General features: G+C 65.4%; 26 protein-coding genes. 7 read left to right on the plus strand and 19 right to left on the minus strand.

The features are described from left to right. Nucleotides 1–9: 9 nt before the first annotated feature. The 14 genes from JS533_RS07520 to JS533_RS07585 all read right to left on the minus strand — a co-directional run bounded on the left by JS533_RS07520 (nt 10) and on the right by JS533_RS07585 (nt 6,099). Nucleotides 10–180 carry a hypothetical protein gene (locus tag JS533_RS07520; protein ID WP_241513819.1) on the minus strand — a complete coding sequence of 57 codons (171 nt, stop codon included), beginning with the start codon at nt 178–180 and terminating at the stop codon, nt 10–12. Continuing rightward, entirely contained in the window at nt 177–407 is a 231-nt protein-coding gene (locus JS533_RS07525) for a hypothetical protein (protein ID WP_241513820.1), read from the minus strand. The genes JS533_RS07520 and JS533_RS07525 overlap by 4 nt, the downstream gene beginning before the upstream one ends. Further along, nucleotides 404–1,021: a 3'-5' exonuclease family protein gene (locus JS533_RS07530; protein WP_241513821.1), complete on the minus strand. Its 618-nt coding sequence runs from the start codon at nt 1,019–1,021 to the stop codon at nt 404–406. The genes JS533_RS07525 and JS533_RS07530 overlap by 4 nt, the downstream gene beginning before the upstream one ends. After that, nucleotides 1,018–1,419, minus strand: a complete 402-nt coding sequence (locus JS533_RS07535; protein WP_241513822.1) for an HNH endonuclease — start codon at nt 1,417–1,419, stop codon at nt 1,018–1,020. Before JS533_RS07535 ends, JS533_RS07530 begins: the two co-directional genes overlap by 4 nt. Before the next feature lie 2 nt (nt 1,420–1,421). Beyond that, a complete protein-coding gene (locus tag JS533_RS07540; RefSeq protein ID WP_241513823.1) occupies nt 1,422–2,096 on the minus strand; it encodes a DUF6273 domain-containing protein in 675 nt (224 codons plus the stop codon). A gap of 59 nt (nt 2,097–2,155) precedes the next feature. Next, nucleotides 2,156–3,130, minus strand: coding sequence for a hypothetical protein (locus tag JS533_RS07545; RefSeq protein WP_241513824.1), 975 nt, complete (start codon nt 3,128–3,130; stop codon nt 2,156–2,158). Between the two features lie 15 nt (nt 3,131–3,145). Continuing rightward, nucleotides 3,146–3,544, minus strand: a complete 399-nt coding sequence (locus tag JS533_RS07550; protein WP_241513825.1) for a hypothetical protein — start codon at nt 3,542–3,544, stop codon at nt 3,146–3,148. 9 nt (nt 3,545–3,553) lie between these two features. Beyond that, entirely contained in the window at nt 3,554–4,018 is a 465-nt protein-coding gene (ssb, locus tag JS533_RS07555) for a single-stranded DNA-binding protein (protein ID WP_274619207.1), read from the minus strand. Next, nucleotides 4,018–4,419 (minus strand): hypothetical protein, encoded by a 402-nt coding sequence (locus JS533_RS07560; protein ID WP_241513826.1) that lies wholly within the window; start codon nt 4,417–4,419, stop codon nt 4,018–4,020. Before JS533_RS07560 ends, ssb begins: the two co-directional genes overlap by 1 nt. Continuing rightward, complete coding sequence (locus JS533_RS07565; RefSeq protein ID WP_241513827.1) at nt 4,412–4,657, minus strand: hypothetical protein; 246 nt, start codon at nt 4,655–4,657, stop codon at nt 4,412–4,414. The genes JS533_RS07560 and JS533_RS07565 overlap by 8 nt, the downstream gene beginning before the upstream one ends. Before the next feature lie 164 nt (nt 4,658–4,821). Beyond that, entirely contained in the window at nt 4,822–5,076 is a 255-nt protein-coding gene (locus JS533_RS07570) for a hypothetical protein (RefSeq protein WP_241513828.1), read from the minus strand. 272 nt (nt 5,077–5,348) lie between these two features. Beyond that, complete coding sequence (locus JS533_RS07575) at nt 5,349–5,618, minus strand: hypothetical protein (RefSeq protein WP_241513829.1); 270 nt, start codon at nt 5,616–5,618, stop codon at nt 5,349–5,351. Then, nucleotides 5,615–5,839, minus strand: coding sequence for a hypothetical protein (locus tag JS533_RS07580; RefSeq protein ID WP_241513830.1), 225 nt, complete (start codon nt 5,837–5,839; stop codon nt 5,615–5,617). The genes JS533_RS07575 and JS533_RS07580 overlap by 4 nt, the downstream gene beginning before the upstream one ends. Then, nucleotides 5,836–6,099 carry a helix-turn-helix domain-containing protein gene (locus JS533_RS07585; RefSeq protein ID WP_241513831.1) on the minus strand — a complete coding sequence of 88 codons (264 nt, stop codon included), beginning with the start codon at nt 6,097–6,099 and terminating at the stop codon, nt 5,836–5,838. Before JS533_RS07585 ends, JS533_RS07580 begins: the two co-directional genes overlap by 4 nt. A gap of 84 nt (nt 6,100–6,183) precedes the next feature. Between JS533_RS07585 and JS533_RS07590 the strand changes: the two genes are divergently transcribed. After that, entirely contained in the window at nt 6,184–6,543 is a 360-nt protein-coding gene (locus JS533_RS07590) for a helix-turn-helix domain-containing protein (protein WP_241513832.1), read from the plus strand. Between the two features lie 140 nt (nt 6,544–6,683). Here the strand turns inward: JS533_RS07590 and JS533_RS07595 are convergent, their stop codons facing one another. Next, a complete protein-coding gene (locus JS533_RS07595; RefSeq protein ID WP_241513833.1) occupies nt 6,684–9,374 on the minus strand; it encodes a peptidase in 2,691 nt (896 codons plus the stop codon). 282 nt (nt 9,375–9,656) lie between these two features. On the opposite strand from JS533_RS07595, the gene JS533_RS07600 reads away from it, so the two are divergent. The 3 genes from JS533_RS07600 (at nt 9,657) to JS533_RS07610 (ending at nt 16,411) form a co-directional block, all read left to right on the plus strand. Next, entirely contained in the window at nt 9,657–11,924 is a 2,268-nt protein-coding gene (locus tag JS533_RS07600) for an alpha-1,4-glucan--maltose-1-phosphate maltosyltransferase (RefSeq protein WP_420838637.1), read from the plus strand. A 313-nt stretch (nt 11,925–12,237) separates the two neighbouring features. Continuing rightward, nucleotides 12,238–12,732 (plus strand): inorganic diphosphatase, encoded by a 495-nt coding sequence (locus JS533_RS07605; protein WP_241513835.1) that lies wholly within the window; start codon nt 12,238–12,240, stop codon nt 12,730–12,732. Between the two features lie 535 nt (nt 12,733–13,267). Next, entirely contained in the window at nt 13,268–16,411 is a 3,144-nt protein-coding gene (locus JS533_RS07610; protein WP_241513836.1) for a glycoside hydrolase family 2 protein, read from the plus strand. A 216-nt stretch (nt 16,412–16,627) separates the two neighbouring features. Here JS533_RS07610 and JS533_RS07615 read toward each other — a convergent pair whose 3' ends face one another. Together JS533_RS07615 and JS533_RS07620 are read right to left on the minus strand one after the other, a co-directional pair. Next, a complete protein-coding gene (locus tag JS533_RS07615; protein WP_241513837.1) occupies nt 16,628–17,788 on the minus strand; it encodes a beta/alpha barrel domain-containing protein in 1,161 nt (386 codons plus the stop codon). Nucleotides 17,789–17,886: 98 nt separating this feature from the next. After that, on the minus strand, nt 17,887–19,326 hold the full coding sequence (locus JS533_RS07620) for a CPBP family intramembrane glutamic endopeptidase (protein WP_241513838.1): 1,440 nt from the start codon (nt 19,324–19,326) through the stop codon (nt 17,887–17,889). Between the two features lie 313 nt (nt 19,327–19,639). Between JS533_RS07620 and JS533_RS07625 the strand changes: the two genes are divergently transcribed. Continuing rightward, nucleotides 19,640–20,473, plus strand: coding sequence for a response regulator (locus tag JS533_RS07625; RefSeq protein ID WP_241513839.1), 834 nt, complete (start codon nt 19,640–19,642; stop codon nt 20,471–20,473). 393 nt (nt 20,474–20,866) lie between these two features. Here JS533_RS07625 and JS533_RS07630 read toward each other — a convergent pair whose 3' ends face one another. Together JS533_RS07630 and JS533_RS07635 are read right to left on the minus strand one after the other, a co-directional pair. Next, nucleotides 20,867–22,399, minus strand: a complete 1,533-nt coding sequence (locus JS533_RS07630; protein WP_241513840.1) for a glycosyltransferase family protein — start codon at nt 22,397–22,399, stop codon at nt 20,867–20,869. Between the two features lie 5 nt (nt 22,400–22,404). Then, complete coding sequence (locus JS533_RS07635; protein ID WP_241513841.1) at nt 22,405–23,346, minus strand: DUF805 domain-containing protein; 942 nt, start codon at nt 23,344–23,346, stop codon at nt 22,405–22,407. Nucleotides 23,347–23,702: 356 nt separating this feature from the next. On the opposite strand from JS533_RS07635, the gene JS533_RS07640 reads away from it, so the two are divergent. Together JS533_RS07640 and JS533_RS07645 are read left to right on the plus strand one after the other, a co-directional pair. Next, a complete protein-coding gene (locus JS533_RS07640) occupies nt 23,703–24,221 on the plus strand; it encodes a PH domain-containing protein (RefSeq protein WP_241513842.1) in 519 nt (172 codons plus the stop codon). Beyond that, nucleotides 24,221–26,128, plus strand: coding sequence for a PH domain-containing protein (locus JS533_RS07645; RefSeq protein WP_241513843.1), 1,908 nt, complete (start codon nt 24,221–24,223; stop codon nt 26,126–26,128). The genes JS533_RS07640 and JS533_RS07645 overlap by 1 nt, the downstream gene beginning before the upstream one ends. Nucleotides 26,129–26,235: the final 107 nt, after the last annotated feature.

Consider the following 26,235-nt stretch of genomic DNA (forward strand, 5'->3'; position numbering starts at 1 on the left):
TGTTCTTCCTTAGATGATGAATCTCCAGAGTGCGGTAAGGCCGGCGATGATGAGCGAGCCGATGAGGGCGGTGACGCCGATGACGAGGATGACGGCGACGATCTCGCCGAACAGGACGAGAGGCGTCCGTTGTTTCTTCGGCTGGGGGTTGTCGTTGTAGTTGAACTCGGGTGTGATCATGATTCGATTCCTGTGGTGTCGTGGATGAGGTCTTCGAGCAGGCGGCCGCACTCGCGGGCCGTGTTGCGCAGGTAGTCGGCGAGGCCGTCGAGGCTGCCCACGCTGTCGTTGACGTCGTCGGCTTCGAGGGCGGGGTCGCTCATGTCGCGTAGGACTTGGGCGAGGCGTTCGTTGGCGAAGCTGAGGTGGTTGACGATCTGGAGTTGCTGGCGGGTCAGATGGTTCACTGTGCGACCTTTCCGGTGAGGCGTTGGCGGTATTCGGTGATGTCCCTGTCGAGGCAGTACGTGGTCCGGTGTTGGGATTGCTCGCGGTCCTTGTAGGGGTCGAGGCCGTCGGCCATGTCCCGCAGGCGGAAGGACGACAGGTCGAGCTTCCTGTGGCTCAGTCCCTCGGTGATGCTGCCGTCGACGTGTTTGGACAGGTGGGTGTCGAGCTGTTTGAGGTCGAAGTCCACGTTGGTGCCGGCCGGGTGGAGGATGTACCGGTCGGTCAAATCGTTGATGAACTCGCGCAGGTTCCACGCGGTGTGCTTGTAGTCGTAGCCCTCTTGGGGTGCTTCCGCGCTTTCGAGCATGAGGCCGTTGGCGATGTGCATGCCGTAGGCGTTCAACAGCTCGGGGTGGATGGCCCAGTTGCGCACGCTGTCCGGGTGGACGATCAGATGCAGCGAATCTCCCCTAGTGTCGGCGCGCATGTCGGTCAACTGCATGCCGATCTCCAAGAGCTCGCAGTTGTACGGGTCGAGGCCCGTGGTCTCGGTGTCGAGCCACAGCAGCATATGCCGTTTCGCCGGCGGCTGGGGCGGGTCTAGGAGCGTGTTGTCGATGTTGTCGGTCATTTCGTTGGTCCTTCCTTGAGGGGGGTGGGTGGTTTGCAGGGGGTGGCCTGTCCGTCGGTGGACAGCAGTTGCCAGCCGTAGCGCTGGTTGAATATGGGCACTTCGCTGGGCTTGTGGTCGTCGTAGCTGCGGATGAGGTAGCCGAGCTTCACGGCCTCGTTCGGGTGCTGGTGTATCCAGCCGTGGCAGCCGGTCGAGTTGTCCATGCCGCACACGCTGATGAGGTTGCTGGGCTCGTGCAGCTCGTCCTCGCCGCTGCCCTGCGATCTGCGGAGCCGGTGGTGGATGCTCATGCCGGGCCATTGGCCGGGCCGCAGGTAGGTCTCGCACACCACGCAACGGTGTTGGTCACGGCCGAGCACAATCTGGCGGGTTTCCTTCGATGGATTCGCGGCCATGCTCAGGCGCTTTCCCTTGGAAGGTTGAAGCACGGCAGCACGCCGCCCGTTGCGCCGCCGGCGCTCCGATAGTCCACGGCGCCGTCCGGGGTGATGATGGGCACATGGTTCGGGCTTACGGAGTTGGCCGAGCGTGTCCACCACCAGCGCGGTTCCCCATTGGTGTCCCTGATTCGACGGGACGTCTTGGTGTCGAACAGACGGGCCTCCCCGGTGGCGAGTTCCTTGTTGCTGAAGATCGCGCTGCCGAACACCTCGGCCTCGGTGGGCAGCCAGACGAGGTCTTCGACGCCGTCATGCTTGGTGGGCACGATGTCGCGTTTGAGCTCGTCGGGCATGCTCTCCAGCCAGAACTCGTGGTTGAGCCAATGGCGCAGGCTTGAGGTCTTCCACTCGTTGGAGTCCCCGAGCTTGTCGAACGGCTTGCATTGGGGCAATGCCGCGGTGGGGACGCAGGTGACGACGGGCCCGTGGGGGATGAACCGGTATTCGATGTCGTGGCCGCCGATCGCGAACACGGCGCCGTCGGGCATGGGCTTGTACGTGGGCTCGATGTCCGGCGTCTGGACGTCTTCGGGTTCGGTGTCGCGGGTTTCCTCGGGGTAGTAGCCGGCGGGCGTGATGGTGATGTTGATCTGGGCGCCGAGCAGCAGGCTGTCGCGGATGAGGTTCTGCATGATGGTCCTTTCTTAGAGTTTGCTGATGAGGTAGGTGACGATGGGCATGCCGAGGGTGGCTATGAGACCGCAGGCGAGGTAGTACGCCGGGCCCGGATGTTGATCTCGTCGACGATGCTGCGGGCGACTTCCTTGGGCTCGTGGCCGGTCTTGACCTCGGCCCAGAAGGCTTGTTCGCGGCTTGCGGTGAACGCCCCGTTGGGGACGTGGTCCTCGATGTGTTCTTTGAGCCATTGGCGTGTGATGCCTCCCCATTCGTAGGTTCTTGGCTTGTCGGGCTGCCAGCGCCTCCAGTGGCCTTCCTGAAGCCATTCCGTGAGGGGTGGCACGTCCTTGCGGAGCACGTCGCCGTTGTCGACGGCCCGCCCGTAGCGGATGACGGCCCCGTAGAGGGTCTGGGGGTCGCAGTCCTCCAAGGCGATCGTGAGGGCGTGGTCCACGTCGGTCCTGCGGCCGATGCGGCCGGGGTAGGCGTCGCGGACGATCTGGCCGGTCCGGGTATCCACCCGGTGTTCGGCCTCGGCGAGGTCGTAGGTTGCTTGCGGGGGGTCAGGGGGATTATCGGTATCGGATAGGCTAGGTACCGGTTGCTTCGATTTGCTTCCCGTTTGCTCAAGCAACCTTGAAGCATTTGCTTGCGTTTTGCTTGAAGCATTTGCTTCGGTTTTGCTTCGTCTCGACTGTCCCGAGGCTCTGCCGCCGGCACGGCCCGCGGCGGCTCTCTTGGCGGACAGTTCGCGGCTGCCGGCGAACTTGCCGAACGGCTGGGATTCGACTATCCGGTACCTGTCGCCCAGATCGCACCACATGCCCGCCTCGACGAGCTCCACGGTGATGGCTTGGAGCTTGCGGGGGGTGGGGGGCTTCTTCGCGATGCGGGTGACGAGCTCGACGCGCTTCAGGGTGAAGCTGGGGTCGAAGTTCTCGTCGTAGATGTGCTTGCCCACGTAGGAGCACATGAGGATATGCACGCCCAGCGCCTCGGCGCTGACCTGCTCCATGTTCTGCGAGTCATAGAGGGCGTCGTCGACCATCCACCATGTCATCTGTCAGTCCTCCGTGATCTCGCCGGTGTCCGGGTCCACGTCCTCGGTGGTCGCGAGGCCCCGGAGGGGGTCTTCGAGCGACCGGCGGATGTCGTGGACGCCGATGCGCTTGCGTGCCTCGATGGGGTAGGTCATGAGGTCGTCCACGGCGCTGGCGGCGTCGATGATGGCCTGCATGATCTCGTCGGCGTCGTAGAGCGCTTCGGTGACGGGGTCGATGTTCTTGTATTTGCGGACGTAGGCCTCTCGGGTCTCCAAGGGGAGCATTTTGGCGACCGCGATGCGGAACGCGCCGGCGTCGCTCTTGGCCTTGGCGGCCTTCGCTGCGAGGGGCAGCAGCATGAGCGGGGTGATCTCGTCGGGGATGAGCGCGTCCTGCACGCCCTCGGCTGTCTTCTTCATTGGGGTTCCTTAGATGTTGTTGGACCACGGGTCCTGCCCAGTGTCCTGCTGCTGTCCGTAGGCTTGTCCGCCCTGATAGGCGGGCTGGCCGCCTTGGAAGCCTTGGCCCTGCTGCTGGCGCTGGACCGTGGCGGTCGCGAAGCGCAGGCTGGGGCCGATCTCGTCGAGGACGAGCTGGACGCCGTAGTGCTTCTGGCCCTGTTGGTCGGTGTAGTTGTTCGGCTTGAGCTGGCCGGACGCGATGACGCGCATGCCTTTGGCGAGGGTCTGGGCGCAGTGCTGGGCGAGGTCGCGCCATGCGGCGCAGCGCATGAACAGGGCTGGCCCGTCCTCGTACTGGCCGGACTGGCGGTTGTAGACGCGGGGGGTCGAGGCGACGGTGAACGAGCAGACGGTGCCGCCGCCTTGGGTGTTCCTGAGTTCGGGGTCGGCGGTGAGGTTGCCGATGATGGTGAGCGTGGTTTCGCCGGCCATTAGTCCTCCAGTTCGTCGATCGCGTGGACGAGGCGGGTGATGATGTTCTTGCCGTTGACGGCGATGCCGTGGATGTCGGCCCATTTGTGGGCGAGGGCGTCGGTCTCGATGTGGGCGAGGTTTTCGTGGGCCATGAGCGCGAGGGCGCGCAGGTGCTCGGTGAAGTCCTCGGGGTCGGCGGTGACGGGGTCCTCGTCGTCTTCCTCGTCGTCGTTCATGGCGTCGGCCGCGATCTTGGCGATGGTGGCGGGGTCGTACTCGAAGACGACGGCCTTGGCGGGGTCGGTGAGGGCGAGTCCGGCGTTTTCGAGGGCCTTGGCGAGGGTCGCCTTGAGGCTGTCGAGATAGAGGGCATCGTCGTTGGCGGCGAGCTCGTTGGCGAGCTTGGTGAGGTTATCCATTGCGGTATTCCTTTCTGAGTTCCTTTTTGCTCACGTATTCGCACTCGGCGCCTATCCATCCCTTGCGGCGGTCTATCTCGATCTCGCCGGGTTTGGGCGGGATGATGAGGTAGGGCCATGCGGGGTCGGCGTTGGCGAGGTTGATGGTCTCGTAGAGCGAGGCCATGAGGTCGCCGGGCTGCATGGTCAGGCCCTCGGGGGTGAGGGGCCATGTCATGAGCGTGCGCTTGGTGTGCAATGGGGTTCTCTTTTCGGTTTGCGTGGACGGGCCCGGAGTCGAACCGGGTGCCGGTCGTTTGAGGTGAGTACACAAGGCCTCGTGGCCGGCGGCTTGCCGTGCGTCCCGCCCTTGGGCCCGTGCCGGTAGGAGATGGACCGGCGCGGGGTTGGTGGATGGTGGTGTTATCGACTGGCCTTGTCGCCTCCGGCGGCCCCCGCAATGTGTGTTGTGGAAGGAAGTTGGGCCGGGGGAAGTTCTGTGTGGTCGATCATGGTCATGATCGCGAGGGGGATGAGGATGAAGGCGGTGAGGGCGGCGATGCCGTTGCCGATGGGGTGGGCGCATGCCATGTGGGTGAACAGCCACCACCAGCAGACGGCTTCGGTGACGGTGAGGGTGATGGCGGTGAGGTAGGGCCAGCGGGTGAGGGGGTTCATGGCGTGTCCTTCAAGAGGGTGGGTCCTTTCCCCGTGGCCGTAGGCTTGATGGTGCCAACCAAAACAAGAACCGCAGCACGCGGGGAAAGGAAGTATTCAAATGGTCAAGAGACTTCAGGTGCAGTCTGGAAACGCTCAGTTGTTTTTCGACTTGGACGAGTCCGAGAACGCCGATGACGTACTGACGCGCATCAACGTCGCTTTGCAGAACGGAAAGGCGGTGTCGTTCAGGGCTTCGACCAATGGGCTTGAATCGGTGAGGGATATTCGCTTCAATCCGGCTCAGGCTCTGTGGTGGACGGTGTCCGACTATCAGCCCGAAGAGCCTGAGGTTTGGCGTTAGCTTTGTTGCTTGACGCCTTGATTTGTTGATCGAGCTGCGTGACAAGTCCGTCGCGCAGCTCTTTCATGGTGACGGCGGGTAGGTCTCGGGCGATGATGAGGATGGCGATGTCGCCGCCGGCTCGGTCGTGGCAGCGAAGAATGTTGCAGCCGGAGCCGAGGCCGTTGCTGGGAAGTTCGAGAGTGATGCTGTTGCTCATAGTGTGTCCTCTAGGTGTTGGCCGAGTTGGCTGTCGATGGTTTCGGTCCGTCTTCGGATGGTGTCGTGGCGTTCGTCGTGCCAGATGATGAGGTTGGTGATGCCCCATGCGAGGAATATGACGCCGCAGAGTCCTTGGTAGAAGTTGGGGCGGGTGATGCCGGCGATGAGGTCTGCGATGCCGGTGGCGAGTTGGATGATGCCGCAGATTAGGAAGATCATTTGGGTGCCTCGTTGGGGTTCCACGGGTCGGGCCAGTAGTTGGGGATGCGTCCGGTGAGGTAGTCGATGCTGACTTCGAACACATCGGCGATGGCGGAGATGTTCTTGAGGGTGAAGGGCCTGTTGCCCTTGATCTTGTTAGACAAAGCCTGTCGGGTAATCCCAATCTCGTCGGCGAGCGCCGACTGAGTTGTCCCGCGCTCGCTGATTAGCTTCAGGATTCGAGAAGCTGTCTCTTCGTTCTGTCTTTGTAACCGCATGTGATTACATATAGACCATGTTGGTTACGTTTGTAAAGTACACGGCGTGTTGACCGTGTAATCAGATTTGGCTACAATGAAGTCATGACCGAAACAATGACAGCGCCAGCGGCGACAGCGACGGACTACCAGTCTGTCGCGCTGGACAATATCCGCATGATGCTCGCGGTCCGCGGGCTAAAACAAAGCGATCTTGCAGCCTATATGGGCAAGCACCGCCAGAATCTCAACCGAATGATCAATACCGGCGCTACTTGGTCATTCAACGACATGTGCCGCGCGGCGCAGTTCTTCGGCGTCGGCGTTGACACGCTAATGCGCTCCGATCTCAGTCAGTCGGAGCTTAGAGGAAATGGAGGTCTGCCCGTCGTCGCCGTTGACGACTCTCGCAGACGGTGGGGCATGGAAAACACGCGACCCTCTGAGCTGGGACTGGCGGCCTGACTACCGGCCCCCGTCTTTTAACCCAGAGGTCCATGGTTCAAATCCATGCCCCGCTACCAATCGAAAGGCCGGGAATCGCAAGGTTCCCGGCCTTTTTCGTCATCCATGGCCCACGGCACGGCATGACATGGCATCCGCGTTTAGCGGCGCGACGCGAACCACCGGTCGGGACGATGGACGGCCATCAGCAGGGCGATTCCTCCGGCGAGCGCGACGCAGGCCACGGCGAGCACGATGCCAACGTCCGCACCCGTGTAGGGCAGCGGCTGTTCCGGTTCCTCCTGCGCCGTTTCGGAATCCGGTTCCGCGGTCACCGTCACGACCTCTCCTTCGACACCGAGCTCGTGGGTGACGAGCACGTCGCCCTCTGCGGAGAACACGGTGGCCCTCCAGTACACGAGTCCGGCGTTCGGCGAACTGATTTCCGGGCTGACGGCAGTCCATACGCGAGGCGCGACCCCGCCGGAGGGCACGGTCCCGCCATCGTCCGCATCGTCGCCCGAACCGGCAGCGTCATCCGCAACCGCATCGTCGCCCGCGTCCGCTTCGTCATCCGAATCCACGTCGTCGCCCGCGTCCGCTCCATCATCCGAATCGGCATCGTCGCCCGATCCAACCGCCGTATCCGCGGCAGTGTCCGCGTCAACGTCAGCGTCAACGTCCGACGCCGTGTCACCGTCCGCATCATCACCGTCCGCGGTTCCTCCCGCAACGCCTCCCGCATCATCGTCCGCGGCCCCGGTCTTCGCGTCCGCGACCCCGGCCGCATCGTTCGCGGCCCCGGACGGCTTCGGCTCCACGCGCGCCTCGTCGAGCAGCTTGCCGTTGACGCCGGGCAGCTCGCCGTCCGCGATCGCCTCGTAGGCGCTGAACGTCACGTAGGCGCCGTCCGGCAACGTCCCGCGGATCGTCGCCGTATCGCGGAACGACTCCCCGATCATGACCCGTTCGGGATCGACCTGCGTGACCAGCGTCGGCTTGTCCGGCTCCTCCGACCCGTCCGGCGGCGTCTGTCGTTCCGTCGTGTCCTGTGGCGTATCCGACGGAGTGCTCGGCGTCTCGCGCACCCGCGTGCGCTCCCATGCGTCGTCGTACGCGCTGGACGCGGCGGCCACGCGGTCGTCGCCGGCGAAGCTCCAGACGAACACGTACCAGCCGTGCGTCTCGGCGGTGATGTTCACGGCGTTCCCGTGCGCGTCCGGCTCGCCGCCGCCCACGCGGATGCGTCCGTTCACGGCCGGATAGTCCCATGTACCGACGAGCCGGTGATGCTCGTCCTCGTCCGGCGTCCGCTCGCCGTCCGGCCTCCAGTCGTCGTCCTTGGACGGATCGTCCGCGTCCCCGGCCCACCACACGCTCACCTGCGCGTGCGCGCGGTCCGCGTCCAGGCCGAGCGCCCCGTCCCCGGCGAACGTGCCGTGGTCGTCGGGGAAGCCGCCGACGGTGATCGTGTCGCTCAGTTCGGCACCCACGCTCGCCGAATGTTCGGTGACGGTCGATTCGACGATGGGCCGCGACCGGTTCGCGTTGGTTTCGGCCGGGTCGAGGAACGGGGTGACCACGTCATGCGCGAGATGCTCCCGGACCCGTTCGCTCTGCTCGGCCAGTTCGATGGCCCACACCCATGTGCCGAACCGGCCGTCGCCCGGGGCGAGGTACGGCTCGTCGCCACCGGGTTCGCTCGTCGCCCGTACGCGCACGGTCTGCCCCGATTCGGTGAACGTCGCCATGCCGTACGCCGACGGCTCGTATCCGAGGTCGGCGATGCGCCGCAGGAACGATTCCGCGCTCTCCTCCGACTCCGGAGCAAGCACGTCGCCCACGCGCTCGGCGGGGATGCCGTCGAAATACCAGCCCGTCGCGTTGAGCACCTCGCCGTCGAGCCAATGATTATGCTCGCCGTCGAGCAATATGGTCACGTCGTCGCGGATCGGCTCGCCCGGGTCCACGGTTGCGTCGACGGTTTCGGTGACGATGCCGGGCGCGAAGTCCTTGCGCGCGGCGAAGCGCACCACGTCGCCGCCCCGCTTGGTCATGCCCTCGGACAGGCGGATCAGATCCTGCGAGCCGGATATGAGCTCCAATGTGGGAACATGGTAGGTCGGGGTGACCGTCACTTCGCCGGCCTGCGTCGCCCGCCACTCATGGACGATCGCCTCCTCCGCCGTGACTCCGGAGATCGTCGCCTCGCCGTTCTCCACGAACACGGCCGGCCCGCTCAGCGTGATCGTATAGGCGATGCCGGGCAGCGCCTCGTCGTGCGCGTTGACGACCCGCACGCTGACCTCGCCTTCGCGCACGCCCTGGGCGTACGTCTGCTCCACGGCCGATCCGAGAGGCGCGTTGCGGCCCGCCTCCTCCCACAGTTCGTCCACGCGCGCGCCGATGTCGGGGTATTCGTCGTAGATCACGTCGCGGTGCGTCTGCCAGCGATCCATGTCCACGTCGAAATAGTCGTGCACGAGCACGCCGATCGCGGCGAGCGTCAGACTGTCGCCCTCCGTATCGTACCGGTCCATCAGCCACGCGATCCTGCGCGCCGGCTCGCTGTCGGCGATGAGCGCGGTGCCGGCGACCACGTAGTTGACGGTCTCCCCCGCCTCGCTGCAGTAGTAGCGGTTGCCGTCGTCGTCGAGCGCCGTCACGCCGACGATGATGCGTTTGTCGGCCTCCGGCGACGGATAGCCGAGGTACGTGCCCTTTTCCGGCCGGTTCAGTATCGTTCCGGCCATGGCCGTCGAGCCCATGCCGAGGCACAGCATGGCCGCCAGCGTCGCGACGAGTGCGCAGAGCACCCATGTCGTCTTCGTCTCCGTCCTGCGGACTGTCATGATCGTTCCCTTCTCTTGTCGACGCACGTTGTCGCCCACATCCCGGCCGGCATTGGCCGGGATGGGTTGCAAGAAGCATGGCATACTTCGCCCGCGGACCGTCCGAATTACGGACCATGTGGTCGAAAGGTCGGTTTTTCGGCGTGTTGTGGATAACTTTTGCCGGCTTTCGGCAAATTCACAGAAAAGTTATCCACATTTAACCGATTCAAGCTCAAAAACGGCGTTTTCATGCACATAATCGCTGTTCCACGTCACACGTACACCCCTAGAATGGGCCGTATGGAAAATGCACAGACTAGCGCTGAAGTCGAGCGCACCAGCAGCACCTCCACGACCTCCGCCCCCGCGACGAAGACGTCTGACACCGCCGAGAAGGCAACCAAGACCACCCGCACCCGCAAGTCCACCGCCGGCAAGACCACCCGCACCCGCAAGGCCGCGGCCAAGCTTCCCTCCACCACCGCCGTCGGAGAGACGCCGGCGCAGACCCTGCCCGTCACCGAGCCCGGCCAGTTCGGCCGCGTCAACGTGCTGGACATCACCCCGGGCGAGGAGCGCAGCATCTATCCGGCCCGCGTCGAGCTCGGCGAGCCGTTCAAGGTCACGGCCCAGGTCTTCATCGAGGGCCGCACCAAGGTCGGCGCCACCCTGATCGTGCGCAACCCGCGCGGCAAGGAGATGGAGCGCGTGCCGATGACCTGCGTCAACAAGGGTCTCGACCGCTGGGCCGCCGAGCTCAAGTGCGGCGAGCGTTCCGACGTCAAGCCGTGGGATCCCGAGTTCGCCGCCGTCAAGCGTCAGCTCGGCGAATGGACGGTCACCGTCGAAGGCTGGGAGGACACGTACGCGTCCTGGCTGCACGACGCGCGCATCAAGGTCAAGGTCAACGACGACGTGGAGAACGCGCTGGATTCCGGCGCGGAACTGCTCGCCCGCTGGGCCGTCGACAAGGACGCGAAGCTGAACGCGGAGGAGCGCAAGACGCTCAAGGAGGCCGCCAAGACGGCCGCCGACCGCGCGCTGAGCCCCGAGGAGCGCCTCGCCGCCGCCGATAACGCCGCCATCGAGGCACTGCACGAGACGAACCCGCTGCGCGACGGCATCTCGCCGAGCGCACCGCAGCGATTCAAGGTGGAGCGTCCGACCTCCAGCTTCGCCGCATGGTATCAGTTCTTCCCGCGCTCCGAAGGCGCGTATGTCGACCAGGCGACCGGCAAGATCGTGCAGGGCACGCTGAAGACGTCCGTCTCCGGACTCGAACGCGCCAAGGCCGAGGGCTTCGACGTCGTCTACCTGCCGCCGATCTTCCCGATCGGCGTGACCAACCGCAAGGGCCGCAACAACTCGCTCGTCGCCGGTCCGGACGATCCGGGCTCGCCGTTCGGCATCGGCAGCTCGATCGGCGGCCACGACACCGTCGACCCGCTGCTCGGCACGATGGACGACTTCAAGGCGCTCGTCGCCAAGGCGCACGAGCTGGGCCTCGAGATCGCGCTCGACTTCGCGCTGCAGTGCTCGCCCGACCATCCGTGGGTCAAGGCGCATCCGAACTGGTTCCGCACCAAGCCGGACGGCACGATCGCCTTCGCTGAGAACCCGCCGAAGAAGTACCAGGACATCTATCCGATCGACTTCAACGCCGACATGCCCGGCATCGAGAAGGAAGTCGAGCGGATCATGAGCCTGTGGATCGAGGCGGGCGTGACGATCTTCCGCGTCGACAACCCGCACACCAAGCCGGTGCGCTTCTGGCAGGACGTGATCGCGGCCGTCACCAAGAAGCACCCGGAGGTGCTGTTCCTCGCCGAGGCGTTCACCCGCCCGGGCATGATGCGCGCGCTCAGCTACGTGGGCTTCACGCAGTCGCACTGCTACTTCCCGTGGCGCAACACCAAGGAGGAGCTGAGCGAGTACCTGCTCGAGACGAACGGCGACGACGGCTACTACCAGCACAACACGTTCTGGCCGACCACGCCGGACATCCTCACCGCCTACATCCGCGACAACGGCATCGCCGGCCACGCGGTGCGCGCGGTGCTCGCCGCGATGGGCTCCCCGAGCTGGGGCATCTACAACGGCTACGAGCTGATCGAGAACAAGCAGCGCCCGGGCTTCGAGGAACAGATCGACAACGAGAAGTACGAGGTCAAGGTGCGCGACTGGGATTCCGCCAAGAAGTTCGGCATCGCCGAGCTGCTGGCCTCCCTGAACCGCATCCGCCACGAGCACAAGGCCGCGTTCGGCTACCACAACGTGACGATCCTGCCGTCGAACGACCCGTCGATCCTCGCGTTCGCGCGCCACACGCCGGCCGAGCTGACCGGCACCGGCAAGGCTGAGACGCTGATCGTCGTCGTGAACCTCGACGGCCATAACGCGCATCAGGACGAGATCCACTTCGAGATGCCCGACTTCGACGTCGATCCGGCCGAGGGCGCGCATCTGCGCGACGAGCTGACCGGACGCGAGTTCGACTGGAAGTGGGACAACTTCGTCTCGCTGGCCCCGTGGGCCGACGTGGCGCACATCTTCACCGTCGTGCGCTAGCCGGTTTGGACGAGTCGGCCGACGGGCCGGTTCGTCCGAACATCCTTATACAAAGCCGTAAAGGCCGTAACTGAGTCCCGGTTGCACCATCGGGATCCGGTTGCGGCCTTTTCCGTTCCCCAAACGGCCGCAATTGAGCCGGCACTCCACGATCGGGACTCGGTTGCGGCCGTTTCGCCCCTCGTAACGGCCGCAACCGAGTCCACGTCCCATATAACCGTTCCGGTTTCGGCCTCCTACGTCGCGCGGCAATACACGAGACGCGGTATTGTGGTGCATGTCAATGCAACTGCTGATTCTCAAGGAGAAAACAATGGCAGAAACCTTCAACGTCGTCGTCGAGATCCCGCGCGGCTCCAAGAACAAGTACGAAGTGGACCAGGAGACCGGCCGCGTCTTCCTCGACCGCGAGCTGTTCACCGCGATGGGCTACCCGGATGACTACGGCTACATCGAGGGCACGCTGGGCGAGGACGGCGATCCGCTGGACGCGCTCGTGATGGTCAAGAACTCCGTGTTCCCGGGCTGCGTCATCGAGTGCCGCGCCGTGGGCCTGTACCACATGGAGGACGAAGAGGGCGGCGACGACAAGGTGCTGTGCGTGCCGGCCGACGTTCGCTACGACGGCATCAAGGACGTCAAGGACGTCAACGAGTACCACCTCGCCGAGATCAAGCACTTCTTCGAGCAGTACAAGGCCCTCGAGCCGGGCAAGGAAGTCAAGCCGGGCGACTACTGGACCGGCGCCGACGTGGCCGAGAAGGAGATCGTCGAGGCCCGCGAGCGTCTCGCCGCTTCGCAGAAGTGACGAATAAGACAGCTTCGTCTTTGCTTTAAGGGGAGTTCCCGTTGGGGGACTCCCCTTTTCCGTAGCGGAAACACTTGTTCCTTTCTTCGCAGGAACAGCGGTCCACATCCCGACAACGACCCCGACAACGAAGTCGTTTAGAGGCTTTCTCGAAACTGTGAGGCAGTTTCCGTAACACGCAGAGGTCTTTCTCCAAATCTTGAGACAGCCATCCCGCGCAAACAGTGTCAGGCATGTGCATGAGGCACGGGTTTCATGAGAAGTTCGACGATCGAGAGGCGGATTTTCAGGTACGCAGGGGTCAGTTTGACGATCGAGAGGCTAACACTCTCTGATCATGCTCGGAATGCCACCGATTTATACCCCCTAAGTCGCCGTGAAGGTCAGGTCAGCCTGCAACGATCGCCTCTCAATCGACAAACTGATCCCTGCACACCCGGAAAATCGCCTCTCGATCGTCAAACTCCACCACAGCCCTCATCTCCGCCATAGAATCAGTAGTGGATTTATCGATACACAAACCGGGGGCAATCCAATGACGCAATCATCGCAACCGACGCCGAACATCCCAACCCATGCGACGCATCCGCATATCATCACCCTTCCGAACACCGAAACCGGCCATTACCACGTCCGCGACGCCGGCGGCACCGCAACGCTCAACCATGGGCCCGAACGCACGGTCATCGATCTCGCCGACCTCGGCTGGCGATTCACCTGCGGCCATGGGAGCGACGACATCCTCCCCCCGTCCGTCGCCACCGCTCCCGACTGCGACGATTCGGCCGCGACCGGTTGGGAGCCAGTCACACTGCCGCATACGTGGAACGCACGCGACACGAACGACGGCGTGCGCGGCAACATGAACCGCACTGTCGGCTGGTACCGCGCGCGACTGCGCGTGCGTCGAGCCGGGTGCGGGCACACCGCGTCGGCAGGCAAGGCGACGCCTCACCAGTATGACTTGCCCGCTGGCGCCGAGCGGCACGGCGAGACGACACGAACGCCCGGCAACGATCCGGTACTTGTTATGACTCCGACCCGACGCACGTATCTCGAGTTCGACGGCGTGAACTCGATCACGTCGCTGTACGTCAACGGCCGCGCACTTGCGCCGCTCGGCTCCGACCCGCAGGACACCGCGCGCGACACGGGCGATCCGGCACACTTGGGCGGCTACGCGATGTTCCGGTTCGATCTGACCGACGCGCTGCTCGACGCCGTCAACGGCACATCCGCCGACAGTACGATCGCCGACGATCAGACTGCGGGCAGCACCGACGACACCGACGACGACCAGACCGACACGAACGTCGTAATCGCCGTGCGCGTCGACAACCGCCGCGACCTGCGCGTCGCCCCGCTGTTCGCCGACTTCAACTTCTACGGCGGCATCTACCGTCCGGCACGACTTGTGCAAACCGCGGACGTGCATCTCGCGATCGACGATCACGGCGCGTCCGGGCTGCGTGTCGTCACGCCGAACGCGGGCCGCCGCGACACCATCGAACGGCCGGAGCATCTCGGCCTGACCGAGGTCCACGCGAACGTCGTCAACGATTCCGACCGACTGCGCCGCATTCTCGCGATCACGACCATCACCGATCGGGACGGGCGCATCGTCGCCGACGACACGACGAGCGTCGAGATAGCACCGCACTCGAGCACGCCCGTCGACCGCACGCTCGAGATCGCGGACCCGCACCTGTGGCAGCCGATCGACTATTCGCGCGACGCGGACAACAGCGACGTCGCCTACCGGTACGGCGTGCGCATGACGCTCATCGACGCGGACGCCACACCCCGCACGAACACCGGTGATACCGGCGACACGAACGCCATGGAACCGGATGCGGCCGTGCGCGCCGACGCCGTATGTGCCGACGCCGTACCCACCGACGACGACACGGTCGCATCCACGACCGCCACATCCCTCGACTCGGTCACCGAACAGATCGGCTACCGCTGGTTCCACGTCAGCCACGACCACGGCTTCTTCATCAACGGCCGCTCGCATCCGCTGCGCGGCGTGACGCGCCATCAGGACCGCGAGGGTCTCGGCAACGCACTGCACGACGCGCAGCATCTCGAGGATTTCACGCTCATACTCGAGATGGGCGTCAATTACCTGCGTCTCGCGCACTACCCGCACGCGAACTACTTCTACGACCTGTGCGACGCGAACGGCGTGATCGTGTGGGCGGAGATCCCGTTCATCGACTGGGTCGGCGAGGACGAGCGGTTCGCCGACGTGACCAAGGAGCAGCTCGTCGAACTGATCCGCCAGCAGGGCAACCGCCCGTCGGTCTGCTTCTGGGGCCTGCAGAACGAGGTCGGCAATCACAACACCGCGAACCGGTGGATCGCGATGCCGCAGCTGTCGCGCGAACTCGACGACCTCGCGCACGCCGAGGACCGGACCCGCTACACCACGCAGGCCGCCGATCAGGACGAGACCGCCAGCGAGCGCGACCACTGGGCGAGCGACATCATCTCATGGAACATGTACCCCGGATGGTATTCACAGCCGGGATTCGGCGCGCTCATCGAGCAGAAGCGCACGATCGAACGCCGTCCGCTGGGCCTGTCGGAGTACGGCACGGGCGCGAGCGTCGACCAGCACGAGCTGCATCCGAACGCGCACAAGACCCGGCCGAACAGCTACTGGCAGCCTGAGGAGTACCAGTCGCTGCAGCATGAGGAGGCGCTGGCGTACATCAACGCGCATCCGTGGCTGTGGTCGACGTCGCTGTGGAACATGTTCGATTTCGGCGTGGACCACCGGCCGAGCGAGGCGGGGCGTTTCGAGATCAACAACAAGGGTCTCGTGACGTGGGATCGGAAGGTCAAAAAGGACGCGTTCTACCTGCACAAGGCGAACTGGAACCGGCTCGATCCGTTCGTGTACATCGCGTCGCGGCGGTACACGGCGCGCGCGGAGGGACCGAGCACGGTGCGCGTGTACTCGAATCTCGACCGTGTATGGCTGCGCGTTGCGCACGATGGCGACGCGCAGGTCACGTACGATGCGGTCGCGCAGGGCAACGGCGTGTTCACCGTGGACGGACTGCTGGACGAGCCGGGCGTGTACACGATCTGGGCGTACGGCGCGTACGACGAGTACGACGATGGTGCGGCCGGTGCGAATGGCGCGGATGGTGCGGATAACGCGAATGGCATCGCCTGTGCGATCGGCACACACGATGAGACCGGCGCAACCAGCGCGCATGACATGGCCGGAACGCACGACACCATCGATACGTACGGCGGCGCGACGGTCTGGGCCGATCAGGTGATATGGACGCGGCTTGCGGACGACGATCGCGTGAACGGCGGACAGCCGGCCAAGGTGCTGAACGACGCGGCCGCCGGCGACACGATCGGCGGCGACGCAACCGACGCCGATGGCCGTGCGCGCGTGACCGGCACCGTGATCCCGTGGTCGTTGTGGGCCCGTCCGGACAGCTGCTTCTCGCTCGACCGCGAGAACCACCGCATGATCGCCGCCCACCCGCTGCACGACATCACGCCGGAACAGTGGCGCGCCGCGTTCTCGTTCAACGGTTCCGGCACGATCGACTTCTACGCGACGCTGCCCACCGGTCTCACCTCGGCCGACAAGGCCGTCGTCACCGCGCCGGACGGCACCACCACCGTCTTCACCGTAGCGCAGGGATGAGTCGGTCTCCCCTGCTCGCCATAGACCAACGTTGGATGGGGGCTTAGCGTTGGTCCATGGCGAGAGGCCGCCCTCTTAGTTGCCTTCCTACCCACTTCTCAGCCACCGGCCAACGCCAGACACCTGCTGCGCGTTGGCTGGTGGCGAGTACACCCGTCTTGCTAACCACAGACCTACGCCGAACGGCTTTGTCGCGTTGGTTTGTGGCGGATGAGATCAGCGCGCGGCCTTGATCTTGCGGGCGAGGTCGGCGTCCCACATCGCGCCGGTGGCGCTCATCACCGCGTCGGCGCCGGCCGCGCGGTAGGCGGCGTAGTCCTCGGGCGACACCACGCCGCCAAGGCCGATGATCGTATAGTCGAGGCCGAGCTTCTCGCGGATCGCGGCCAGACGGGCCACCATGTCGAGACCGGCGCGACGAATCGCACGGCCGCACACGCCGCTGCGATCGCGTCCCGCGCCCGGCAACGCCTGGTTGCCGGCGGCGTCGACCAGCTTCGCGGAGATCGTGTTGATCGCGGAGAACGCCTGCACCGTGCCACGCGCGGCCGTCTCACGGACCATGAACTCCAGCGCGGAATCGTCGACGATCGTGCGCTCCGGCCCCCAGCCGCCGGTCACTTCGGTCGGCGGGATGTACGCCATCTTGATGGCGAGCGCCCGATCTCCGATCTCGTTCTTCACGGCTTCGGTGATGCGTCCGACCAGCGCCGGATCATGGCACAGCAGACGGTTGTGTCCCTCGTTCGGACAGCTCGTGTTCATGACCATCAGGTCGGCGCCGGTCTCGGTCACAAGCCGCGCGGTGGTCACATGGTCGGCGATGTAGTCGTCGGTGGTCATGCCTTCCACGCGCGAGCCTTGGAAGCTCGGGATGAGCAGCTGGCCGGGTCCGGCGGCGGCGATGGCGCGCTTCATGTCGGGCTGCCATTCGTCCGGGTCGCGCGAGGGAACGCCAAACGAGTTGGAGATGGAGATCGGTTGTTCGTAGCGGGTGTCGGCGAGCACGCCCTCGTCGAGTTCGGCGCTGCCGGGAATGAGCGAACCGTCCGCGGACTTGGGATGCACGGCGAGCACGTTCGGGAACGGGTTGCATCCCCATGCGCGCGAACGCACGGTCTTGTAGGTGGCCAGGTCGAAGCCCATGCGGAACGCCGCCGTGGTGAAGCGTTCGTTGAGCAGCGGACCGGCGGGGATGCCGAACGGCAGGTTCACCTGGTGGCCGAGGAAGTCGACGGTTCCCGTATTTCCGCCCTCCGACGCGGCCGAAACGCCGCCGTCACCGGCCAGCGCCGCCGCGAATGCGCCGAACGGTCCTTTCGCGTAATTGTCGTCGTAGCTCAGATTGACGTCATAGAACGGCTCGAAATCAGTCATGGTTCTCTCCAACGGTCGCAATCGGCAGGAATATCAGCAATCGGTAGTCCCACTGTAAGACACGGCCGCAACGTACACGCGGCGCACGGCGATCGCCGTCACGCAACGCCGCTCATCGCCGTCGCGAACGAGATGAGCGCGTACAGGCCGTTGACGATCACGAACGCGAGGAACAGGCCGGACGTCCAACCCCAGTACGTGCCGGGCGCGGACCGGTTGACGCGCACGTATTCACGCAACCCCCAGCCGTACCTGAGCAGCACCCAGATCAGGCCGCCCACGCCGACGACGATCAGGCACAGCGCGTACACGACGTTGCCGGTGTCGCCGAAACTGTCGGCGATCTCGCCGAGCACGCCGCCGATGATCGCGTTATTGAACACGTGCAGCGCGATCGACCAGACCAGCGAATACTCCATCGCGACGAACGCGAAGATCAGGCCGCAGGCGAACGCGAACAGGCCCTGCACCACGTCGTCGTGGAACAGCGCGAACATCAGCGACGAGGTGAGGATCGCGAAGTTCCTGCCGAGCGGCTTGAGCTCCTTCATCAGCACGCCGCGGAACACGGTCTCCTCGACGATCGGCCCGATCAGGCCGATGTACAGCCACATGCTCACCGTGACGGCCGACTCCTGCAGGCTTTCCGACGTGGGTGAGACCAGCGTGGAGCCGAGCGCGGCGAACGCGGCCTGGATCAGGATGAACACGCCCTGCACGCCGACCAGCATCGCCGCGAACGCGAGCAGCCACGCCGGTCGCATCTGCGCATGCGGTTCGCGCGGGTCGCCGGTCCAGAATTCGCGCGTGAGGATCGCGCGGTGACGCATGAGGAGCATGAACAGGAAGCCGACGGCGACGGACAGGATGCTCAGCACGCCGGCCCATTGCACGGATTGCCGCGCGAACTCCTGCTCGAGCTGGGCGATCTCCTGCTGGGAGAGCGTGCCGGACGAGACGGACGAGCCGAAGCGGCCCGCCACGGAGACCGCGCCGAGCACCATGCCGGCGACGATGCTGACGCCGGTGATCACGCCCTGGTAGGCGAAGACCAGTCCGGCCGGGCGGCCGACGGTCCTACGCAGCGAGCGGCGACGGACGATTCGCGGGTCGACCGGCTGGGGCGGGTAGGCGTACGGATACGGCGGGTATGGCTGGGGCTGCCGATATTGCGGGTACTGATATTGCGGATATTGCGGATTCTGCGGGTAAGGCGACTGCTCCTGCGGGGGCATCTGATACTGCCGCTGCGACTGATATGTGGACTGTTGCGACTGCACGGTCGGCTGATACGGGGGCCGCTGATATTGGCCGGGTTGGCCAGGCTGACCGGGCTGGAACTGCGACTGCGGCTGGGTTTGAGGGACCGGTTGAGTTGGTTGCTGCGGCTGAGGCTGCGGGATCGTCTGGTATCCGAATTGCCGCTCGGCGCCAGTGTAATCGGATTGGAGTTGCGGGTCCGGCTGCGACTGCGCGGCCGGCTGGGACTGCTTGGGATCGCCCGGATCGGGCTGTTCGTGAGGTTCGTTGGTGCTCATGCAGCTCAGGCTACCTGCCGTTGCTGAACGAATCGTGACGATATCCACACATGTCTACCAGCTGACGTTCACCGTGTATCCATGGAGGATCCCGCCGGCTTGTCGCCCATACGATTCCGACCGTGCCCGACTTCCTCCATCCGAGAAAGCCCCAGCCGGGTTCATACGGAGAGCGGGCGCGATCGTCCCCATTATCATGCTCGCCACAACCCTGAACCGTCCCGTCTTGTGTTCTGCCTCCTCCAAGCGACGGCCTGCCCCCGCCTCCGCACGCTCCGCCGCGATTTACGATCGGCGCAATAGGATGGGACGCATGAGCGAACGGGGAACGACGCGCAAACCGGTGACGGTCGCGGCGGTGGACAATGATCGCATGACGCTGCTGGCATTGAAGGGGATCATGCCGCAGCTGCTGCCGGAATCGCGCTGGCTGTGGGGTGTGCAGACCGCCGAGGAGGCGATATGCAAGGCGACTTCGCCCGAGACACGACCGGACGTGCTGCTCGTGGACATGTCGCTCGGCGAGGCGACCGGCGTGAGCGTGTGCCGGACAATCCGCCGGCGTACCGATCGTGTGGCCCTGCTCGCCATCACCGCGTTCTCGCTGGATACGTATGCGGATCGGGCGGCGGCCGCGGGCGCCCAAGGCATCGTCTCGAAAGCCGACATCCCGCAACTCGCCGCGGCGCTGCGGGCCGTGGCCGGCGGCGGCACCTTCACACCAGCGGAGCCTGCGCGGGAAAACGTCCCCACCACCGGTACCGGTATCGGCACCGGCACAAGCATCGGCACCAGCACCGACCGGAGCGTCCCCGGCGCGACACCGCGCCGTTCGTTCAAGGCCGGAGGTTCCGCTCCGGCAACGGCGCCCGGAGGGCGTCGAGACATCCACGAGCGGCAACCGACGTTCCGTTCGCCGGTTGAGGCGCACCGCATGCTTGTCCGAGCGGAAGACGCCGATCAGCCGAAACTCGGCGCCAAGGAGACCGAAACCCTGCACCTGCTGGCGCAAGGGTTCAGCTACGACGAGATCGCCGACCGCTGGGGCGTGGCCGCCTCCACCGTGCGCACGCACGCGCATCGCGCCGTAGACAAGCTCAACGCCCATTCCCTCGCCCATGCGATCGCACTGTGGTTGAGCCGGTAATCCGGCAGGCGGTCAACGGCGGTCGCGGAACATCAGGAGTATCGAACCGCCGATCGTGGACCGCATGATCGATGTTTACCGTGCGCACGCCATTTGAGTTCGACACCAGTTTGACGATCGAGAGGCTAAAACAGCGGCCTGCGGAGATCAGTTTGACGATCGAGAGGCTGCCGAGGTCTGTTCGTTGTCGGATCAGCCGGCAATTTATACCCCCGAACCTCGAAAAAAGCCCCCGCTGACGCGGGTCGCCAAGTCACACTCGCCTCTCAATCGTCAAACCGACCTCCGCACAGGCCGAAAACAGCCTCTCAATCGTCGAACTGCGCCAGGCTGTGCCAAACCTTCTCGCCCGATCGGATGGGCGACGCATGTCTCCGGGCATGGTTGCACCGGCTATAGCGGCAGCATGGAGAGACGGTCCAACGGAATCTCGGCGTTCACCGTCCAAGCTCCGTCCTGCGCGCTGGCATGCAGCACGCCACCAAGCGACTCGACGGCCGCACGCTGGAAGGCAAGACCATCGCCATGCCGATGCCCGTACGTCAGCGTGTCCGATTCGACGGCGAGCGCATTGACCTCGTTGATGCGAACGCACCTCTCGTCGACCGTGACGAACAGGCTGTACGCCGTGTTCGTATGCATCGCACAGTGTCTGACGAGATTCGCGTAGATCTCCTCCAGCAGGTTCATCACCGTCCGTCGCACGGATGGCGGCACGACCGGCGTGGCGTCGCAGCGTACGCGGGAGATGCCGCGGATGCCCAGCCTCGCCATGGCACGATCCTGATCCTCGACGTATTTTTCGACCTGAGCGTCGAACGGCGCAATACCGGTCACCTCCGCGGCCTCCGAAGCCCCGTCGTCCTCCGAGACCGCACCCGGCCCGGTTTCCGTGCCATCTTCCACGTTCCTGTCATGTTCCAGCATGCGTCGGCCGTTGAGCACGTCGATCACCTCATGCACCCGGTCGAGCGCATGATGCGACCGTTCGTAGATCGCGTCGAGCATGTCGGCGATGTCCTCTTCATCCAAACCGTCCGAGACCACGGAAACCCTTGGCCCACCGGAGGCACCGTTGACATCCGAACCGCACTTCGCGCCATCCGTCGCGCCATCCGCCGCATCATCCGCCGTCCCCGCAGCGATCGCGGCCTTCGCCCGCCACGCGAGCATCGCGATCGTGGACATGTCGTTCGCCACCGAATCGTGGATCATGTGCGCCAGCTCCTGTTCGCGCGTGATCCGCTCGAGCATGCGCTGACTGCGCGCCGCGCGCTCGTTGGCCTCATCGCCACGTCGGAACGCCGCGCCGAACACGACAAGGAAGCCGACGATCATCAGGTCGAGCGCAAACGTGAACACGAGCACGATCATCGAATACTGCGGCAGCGTAGACGCGACGTCCTGCCGCCGCGGCACCGCGCCGATCGCCGTCATGTCGTCCGCGACGATGTCGTTGATCACGCCGATCATGCCGCGTATCGCGCTGCCGCCGATCGAGTTCGTGCCGGCGAACGCATATCCGACCGCATCGAACGCCGCATAGCCGAGCACCGCCGCGACCGCGCCCCGTTGCGGCAGCAGGTAGCCGACGGCGAGGAGCGCGGTCACGACAGCCGTGCCGCCGCTGGTCCACCAGCCCTGCCCCGGCAGGAGCGCGCATACCGCCATGGCGGCCAGCAGCATGATCGCGCATGGCACGCCGCGTACGAACGGGATCACCGCGACGAGTCCGAGCCATGCGAGCGCGAGCAGCATCTGCACCGGCGATTCGGGCGGGAACAGCACCAGTTCGAATACGATCAGCGTGCAGCCGAGGATCGTGTTTTTCTCGAGGAAATGCGGTTCGCGCCACCACGTACGTAGACCGGAGCGCGCCGTTTGGCTCGCATTGGAAGGATTCGGCTGCGGATTCGTTACGGTCATGACGCTCACGCTCCCGGCTGCGAAGGCGAAGTCCGTTGCGAGACGTCGGTCGGACCGGAGCGCGGCACGCTCGGCGAGACATGCGCAGATACGCACGACGATCCGCCGCCCGGCATCGGTGCGCCCGTCATCGGCTCGCCGGCGGAAACGGGCTGCGGACGGTCGAATCGTGCGCCGCGCGGATCGCTGGGCAGGATCATCAGGACGATCGACACGAGTCCGGACAGCAGCATCAGTCCCAGCGCCGCCAGCACGGCCACGATCAGCGTCTGCACGTCGGCGTCACTGCCACCCGAACCGCTGCCACCCGACCCGCTGCCGACCGGTTGGTCGCCACCCGGTCTGTCGCCGCCCGACCCGAAACCGACCACCGCGGCGAACGCCACGAACGCGCCGATCTCCAACGCAAACGGCAGCACCGACCACCAGCCGCGCAGGTTCGCGTCGTGCAACCGGCGCATCGTCAGCGACAGATTCGGTATGAACAGCACGAGTTGGACGCCGTATCCGGCGACGTCGGCGAGCATGCCGCCGGCCGTCCCGTCATCGACCGGCAGATTCCAAGACCACGTCGCAAAGGTCACCGTCGCGATCAGTACAAGGTCCAGCAGCCAGTTGAACAGCTGCGCCCACCAGTATTCGCCGCGCGAGGCGCGCCCGTGGAAGACGAACGACTTGCGGAAGAAGCGGCCGATCGCACGGCCGAATCCGACGCCGTACCACGGCGACCACGACGGCGGCTCGGCGCCGCGGCCGCGGCCTGCCACGCCGTCATTCCACGCTCCATGCGCGCCGGCCATACGCTGCACATAGGTCGTGTACGGATTGGTCGTATTGGTCATGTACGGCTCGGGGCCGGGTTCCGGATCGGCCGTCGGACGAGGACGAGCGTCGTCCGGCCCATCTCCGGCCCGCGGCATGAGCGGATTCGATCCAGCATCCATCATCGCGCTCCCTTCGACGCCTCCACTCAACCCCATTCTGGCCGATTCGTCCAGCCCGCACCGCCGCCGGTCAACACACGTGTACCGGTCACGCGGGCGGTGCGCGACGCCGCATACAGTGATACGTGAACCAACGAGGGGGACATATGAACGATCCATCGGCCAAGACGCACGGTGCCGACGCACCGCATACCGCGCCGCCCAGCGCGCCCATCACACACGTCGCATCCGGCATAACCGGCACGGCCAGTGAGGCCACCACGCCTGACGGAGTCGACACAACCGGCATGCCTGGCGGAGTCGGCACAACCGGCACGTCCAACGGACCCGGCATACCCGCCGCGCCCATCACAACCGCCATGCCCGCTGCACCCCGCCCAGCAGCCACACCCACCACCCCCGCCGCATGGCAGCCATACCCCGAGCGCATCCGCCGCATGTGGCTGATCAGCGAGGCCCTGCAATTCCTGTTTTGGCTCGCGGTGTTCGCCGCCACGGCCGCGTTCTGCCATGCGCGCGGCTGGTGGACCTGGCAGCCGATCATCCTCGCCCTGCTCGCCGCGGTCAACGTGCTCGACTTCGCGTCGCAGCCGTTGCAGACGCGCTACCGGTACGCGTTCAGCCGATTCCTGATCGGCGACCGGTTCCTGCGCATCCGCAAGGGCTGGCTGCTGCGTAAGACAGTCACGATCCCGTACAACCGCGTGCAGCATGTGGACACCAAGCAGGGGCCGCTCCTGCGCAGGTTCGACCTGACGACGATCGTGATCCACACGGCCGCCACCGAGCACGAGATCGACGCGCTCGACGCCGCCGAGGCGGAGCGCGTGACGGCGCTCATCACCGAACGCGTCGCCGCCGCGAAGGAGGACCTGTGATGGCGGGCACGGCGGATGACGAACCGAAGCCGCGCGACCATATGGACATACGTACGTATGCAGATGCTGCGATCGCGCACACGGATACCGGTACGTCGGCGGATACCGGCACGTCGGCCGCTGCCGCGCCGGCCGCAGGCACCAACCCCGGCCTTGGACGCCGTCACAGCGACGGCTGGCGCATGCTGCACCCAGCCGCGCTGATCGTCGGCGTGATCAAGTCGGTCAAGGCCGGGGTCGGCGTCGCGATCTCGCTGCTGGTGCTGTTCCGCATCTGGGCCGACCGGTGGTCGCCGTGGCTGCCGGTCGTCGCGATCGCGGCGGTGCTGGTGATATTGCTCGCGCAGCCAATCACCGACTGGCTGACCACGCGCTATCGGCTGGGCGCGGACGCGCTGGAGTTCCGCACGGGACTGTTCTCGCGCACGCGCCGCACGATCGGTTACGCGGCGATCCACGCGATCAACAGCGCGTCGCCGATCTACCTGCAGCCGTTCGGCGTGACGCAGCTGACCGTCACGGCCGCCGGATCGGACGCGAACATCACGCTCGACGCGGTGCCGGCTGCGATGCAACTCGAGTTGGAATCATTGCGCGTGGCAAGCCACGACACGCATGCCGCGGGCGGGAACCGTACCGACACGGCAGGAATCATGCCCGCCTCAGTCGCACACGACACGGCCATCGGCACGTCGGCCGACGTTCAAACGGCGCAGACGGACGCCCCTCACTCATGCACATCATTCGTATCGGACGAATCACCGTCCGCGACTGCGGCCGCGCAGTCGGCGACCTCGTCCGTACCGCCCGCGACCGCGGCCACGGCATCGTCCGCTACAGCCTCCGTGTCGCAACCGTCCGCCACATCGTCCGCAACGGCCGCTCCGCAGCCCTCCGACCGCCCGGTGTTCCGCGCCTCCGTGCGCGACATCCTCCTGTTCGCGGTCACCGATCTCGGCTTCCTCGCCGCCGCGCTGGCGATCTACGCGTTCTTCGACCGCGTCCGCGACATCATTCCGCGCGCGTGGATGCGCACGGCCACACGGTCGGTCGATGCGATCGTCGCACGCGGCGTGCTGTCGATCATCCTGCTGGCGTTGCTGTGCGCGATCGCGGTCATGATCGTGAGCGTCATCTCCGCCCTGCTGCGCTTCTACGGCTTTGAAGTGTGGCGGCGCGGCGACGATCTGGTCGTCGTGCGCGGCCTGTTCACGCGCCGCACGGTCACGCTGCCGGTCGGCCGCATCCAGACGATCGAGATCCGCCAGTCGCCGCTGCGCCGGCCCTTCCGCCTGTGCTCGGTGAGCCTCGGCCTGAGTTCGTCCCTCGGCGACGACGCGAGCGACGCGGGCGACCAGATCGATTCATCGAATATCCTGCCGGTCGTCGGCACGCGTCGCGTGATCGCGATCCTGCATGCGATGCTGCCGGAGTGGGATGTGCGCGACGATCTGCCGGTGCGGCATACCGGGCGCGGACTGACGCGGTATTACGTGACGCTGCCGATCGTGGCCGGCGTTGCGGCGACCGCGGCGACTGCCGCGATGACGATGGCGCTCGCGCGGGATTGGATGGCCGACTGGATGCGGTGGATGATTCCGGCGATTCCGTTCGTCGTCTGCGCATGGTGGACGGCCAGCCGCTGGCTGCGTTCGCGGGTCGACGGCTACGCGATACCGGACGAGCCGGGCGCGGCGGACGGCGAGGCGACCGGACCGGATGATGCGGGCACGGCGGGCGCGCCGGGCGGCAACGCAGCCGGAAAACTGACCGGGAACACGCATGATGGCGGCGAACCGTCGGCCGCCGCCACGCGGCGGCCCGCCGAACCGCCACTCCCCCACCGCATCATGGTGACCGGAGCGAGCGGACTGAGCAGGTTCACCCTAGTATTTCGTCGGGTTTAATTTGCCTTTTGTGTGTGGTTGTGTTCTTCTTGGATTGTGTGTGGTGTTTGTCCAAGGGAGGGCCGCGGGATGTCGCGTAGGGTCAGGGTCGTGTTGGGTGATGGTGA

It is taken from the genome of Bifidobacterium amazonense, assembly GCF_018555435.2.
GTDB classification, from domain to species: Bacteria; Actinomycetota; Actinomycetes; order Actinomycetales; family Bifidobacteriaceae; genus Bifidobacterium; species Bifidobacterium amazonense.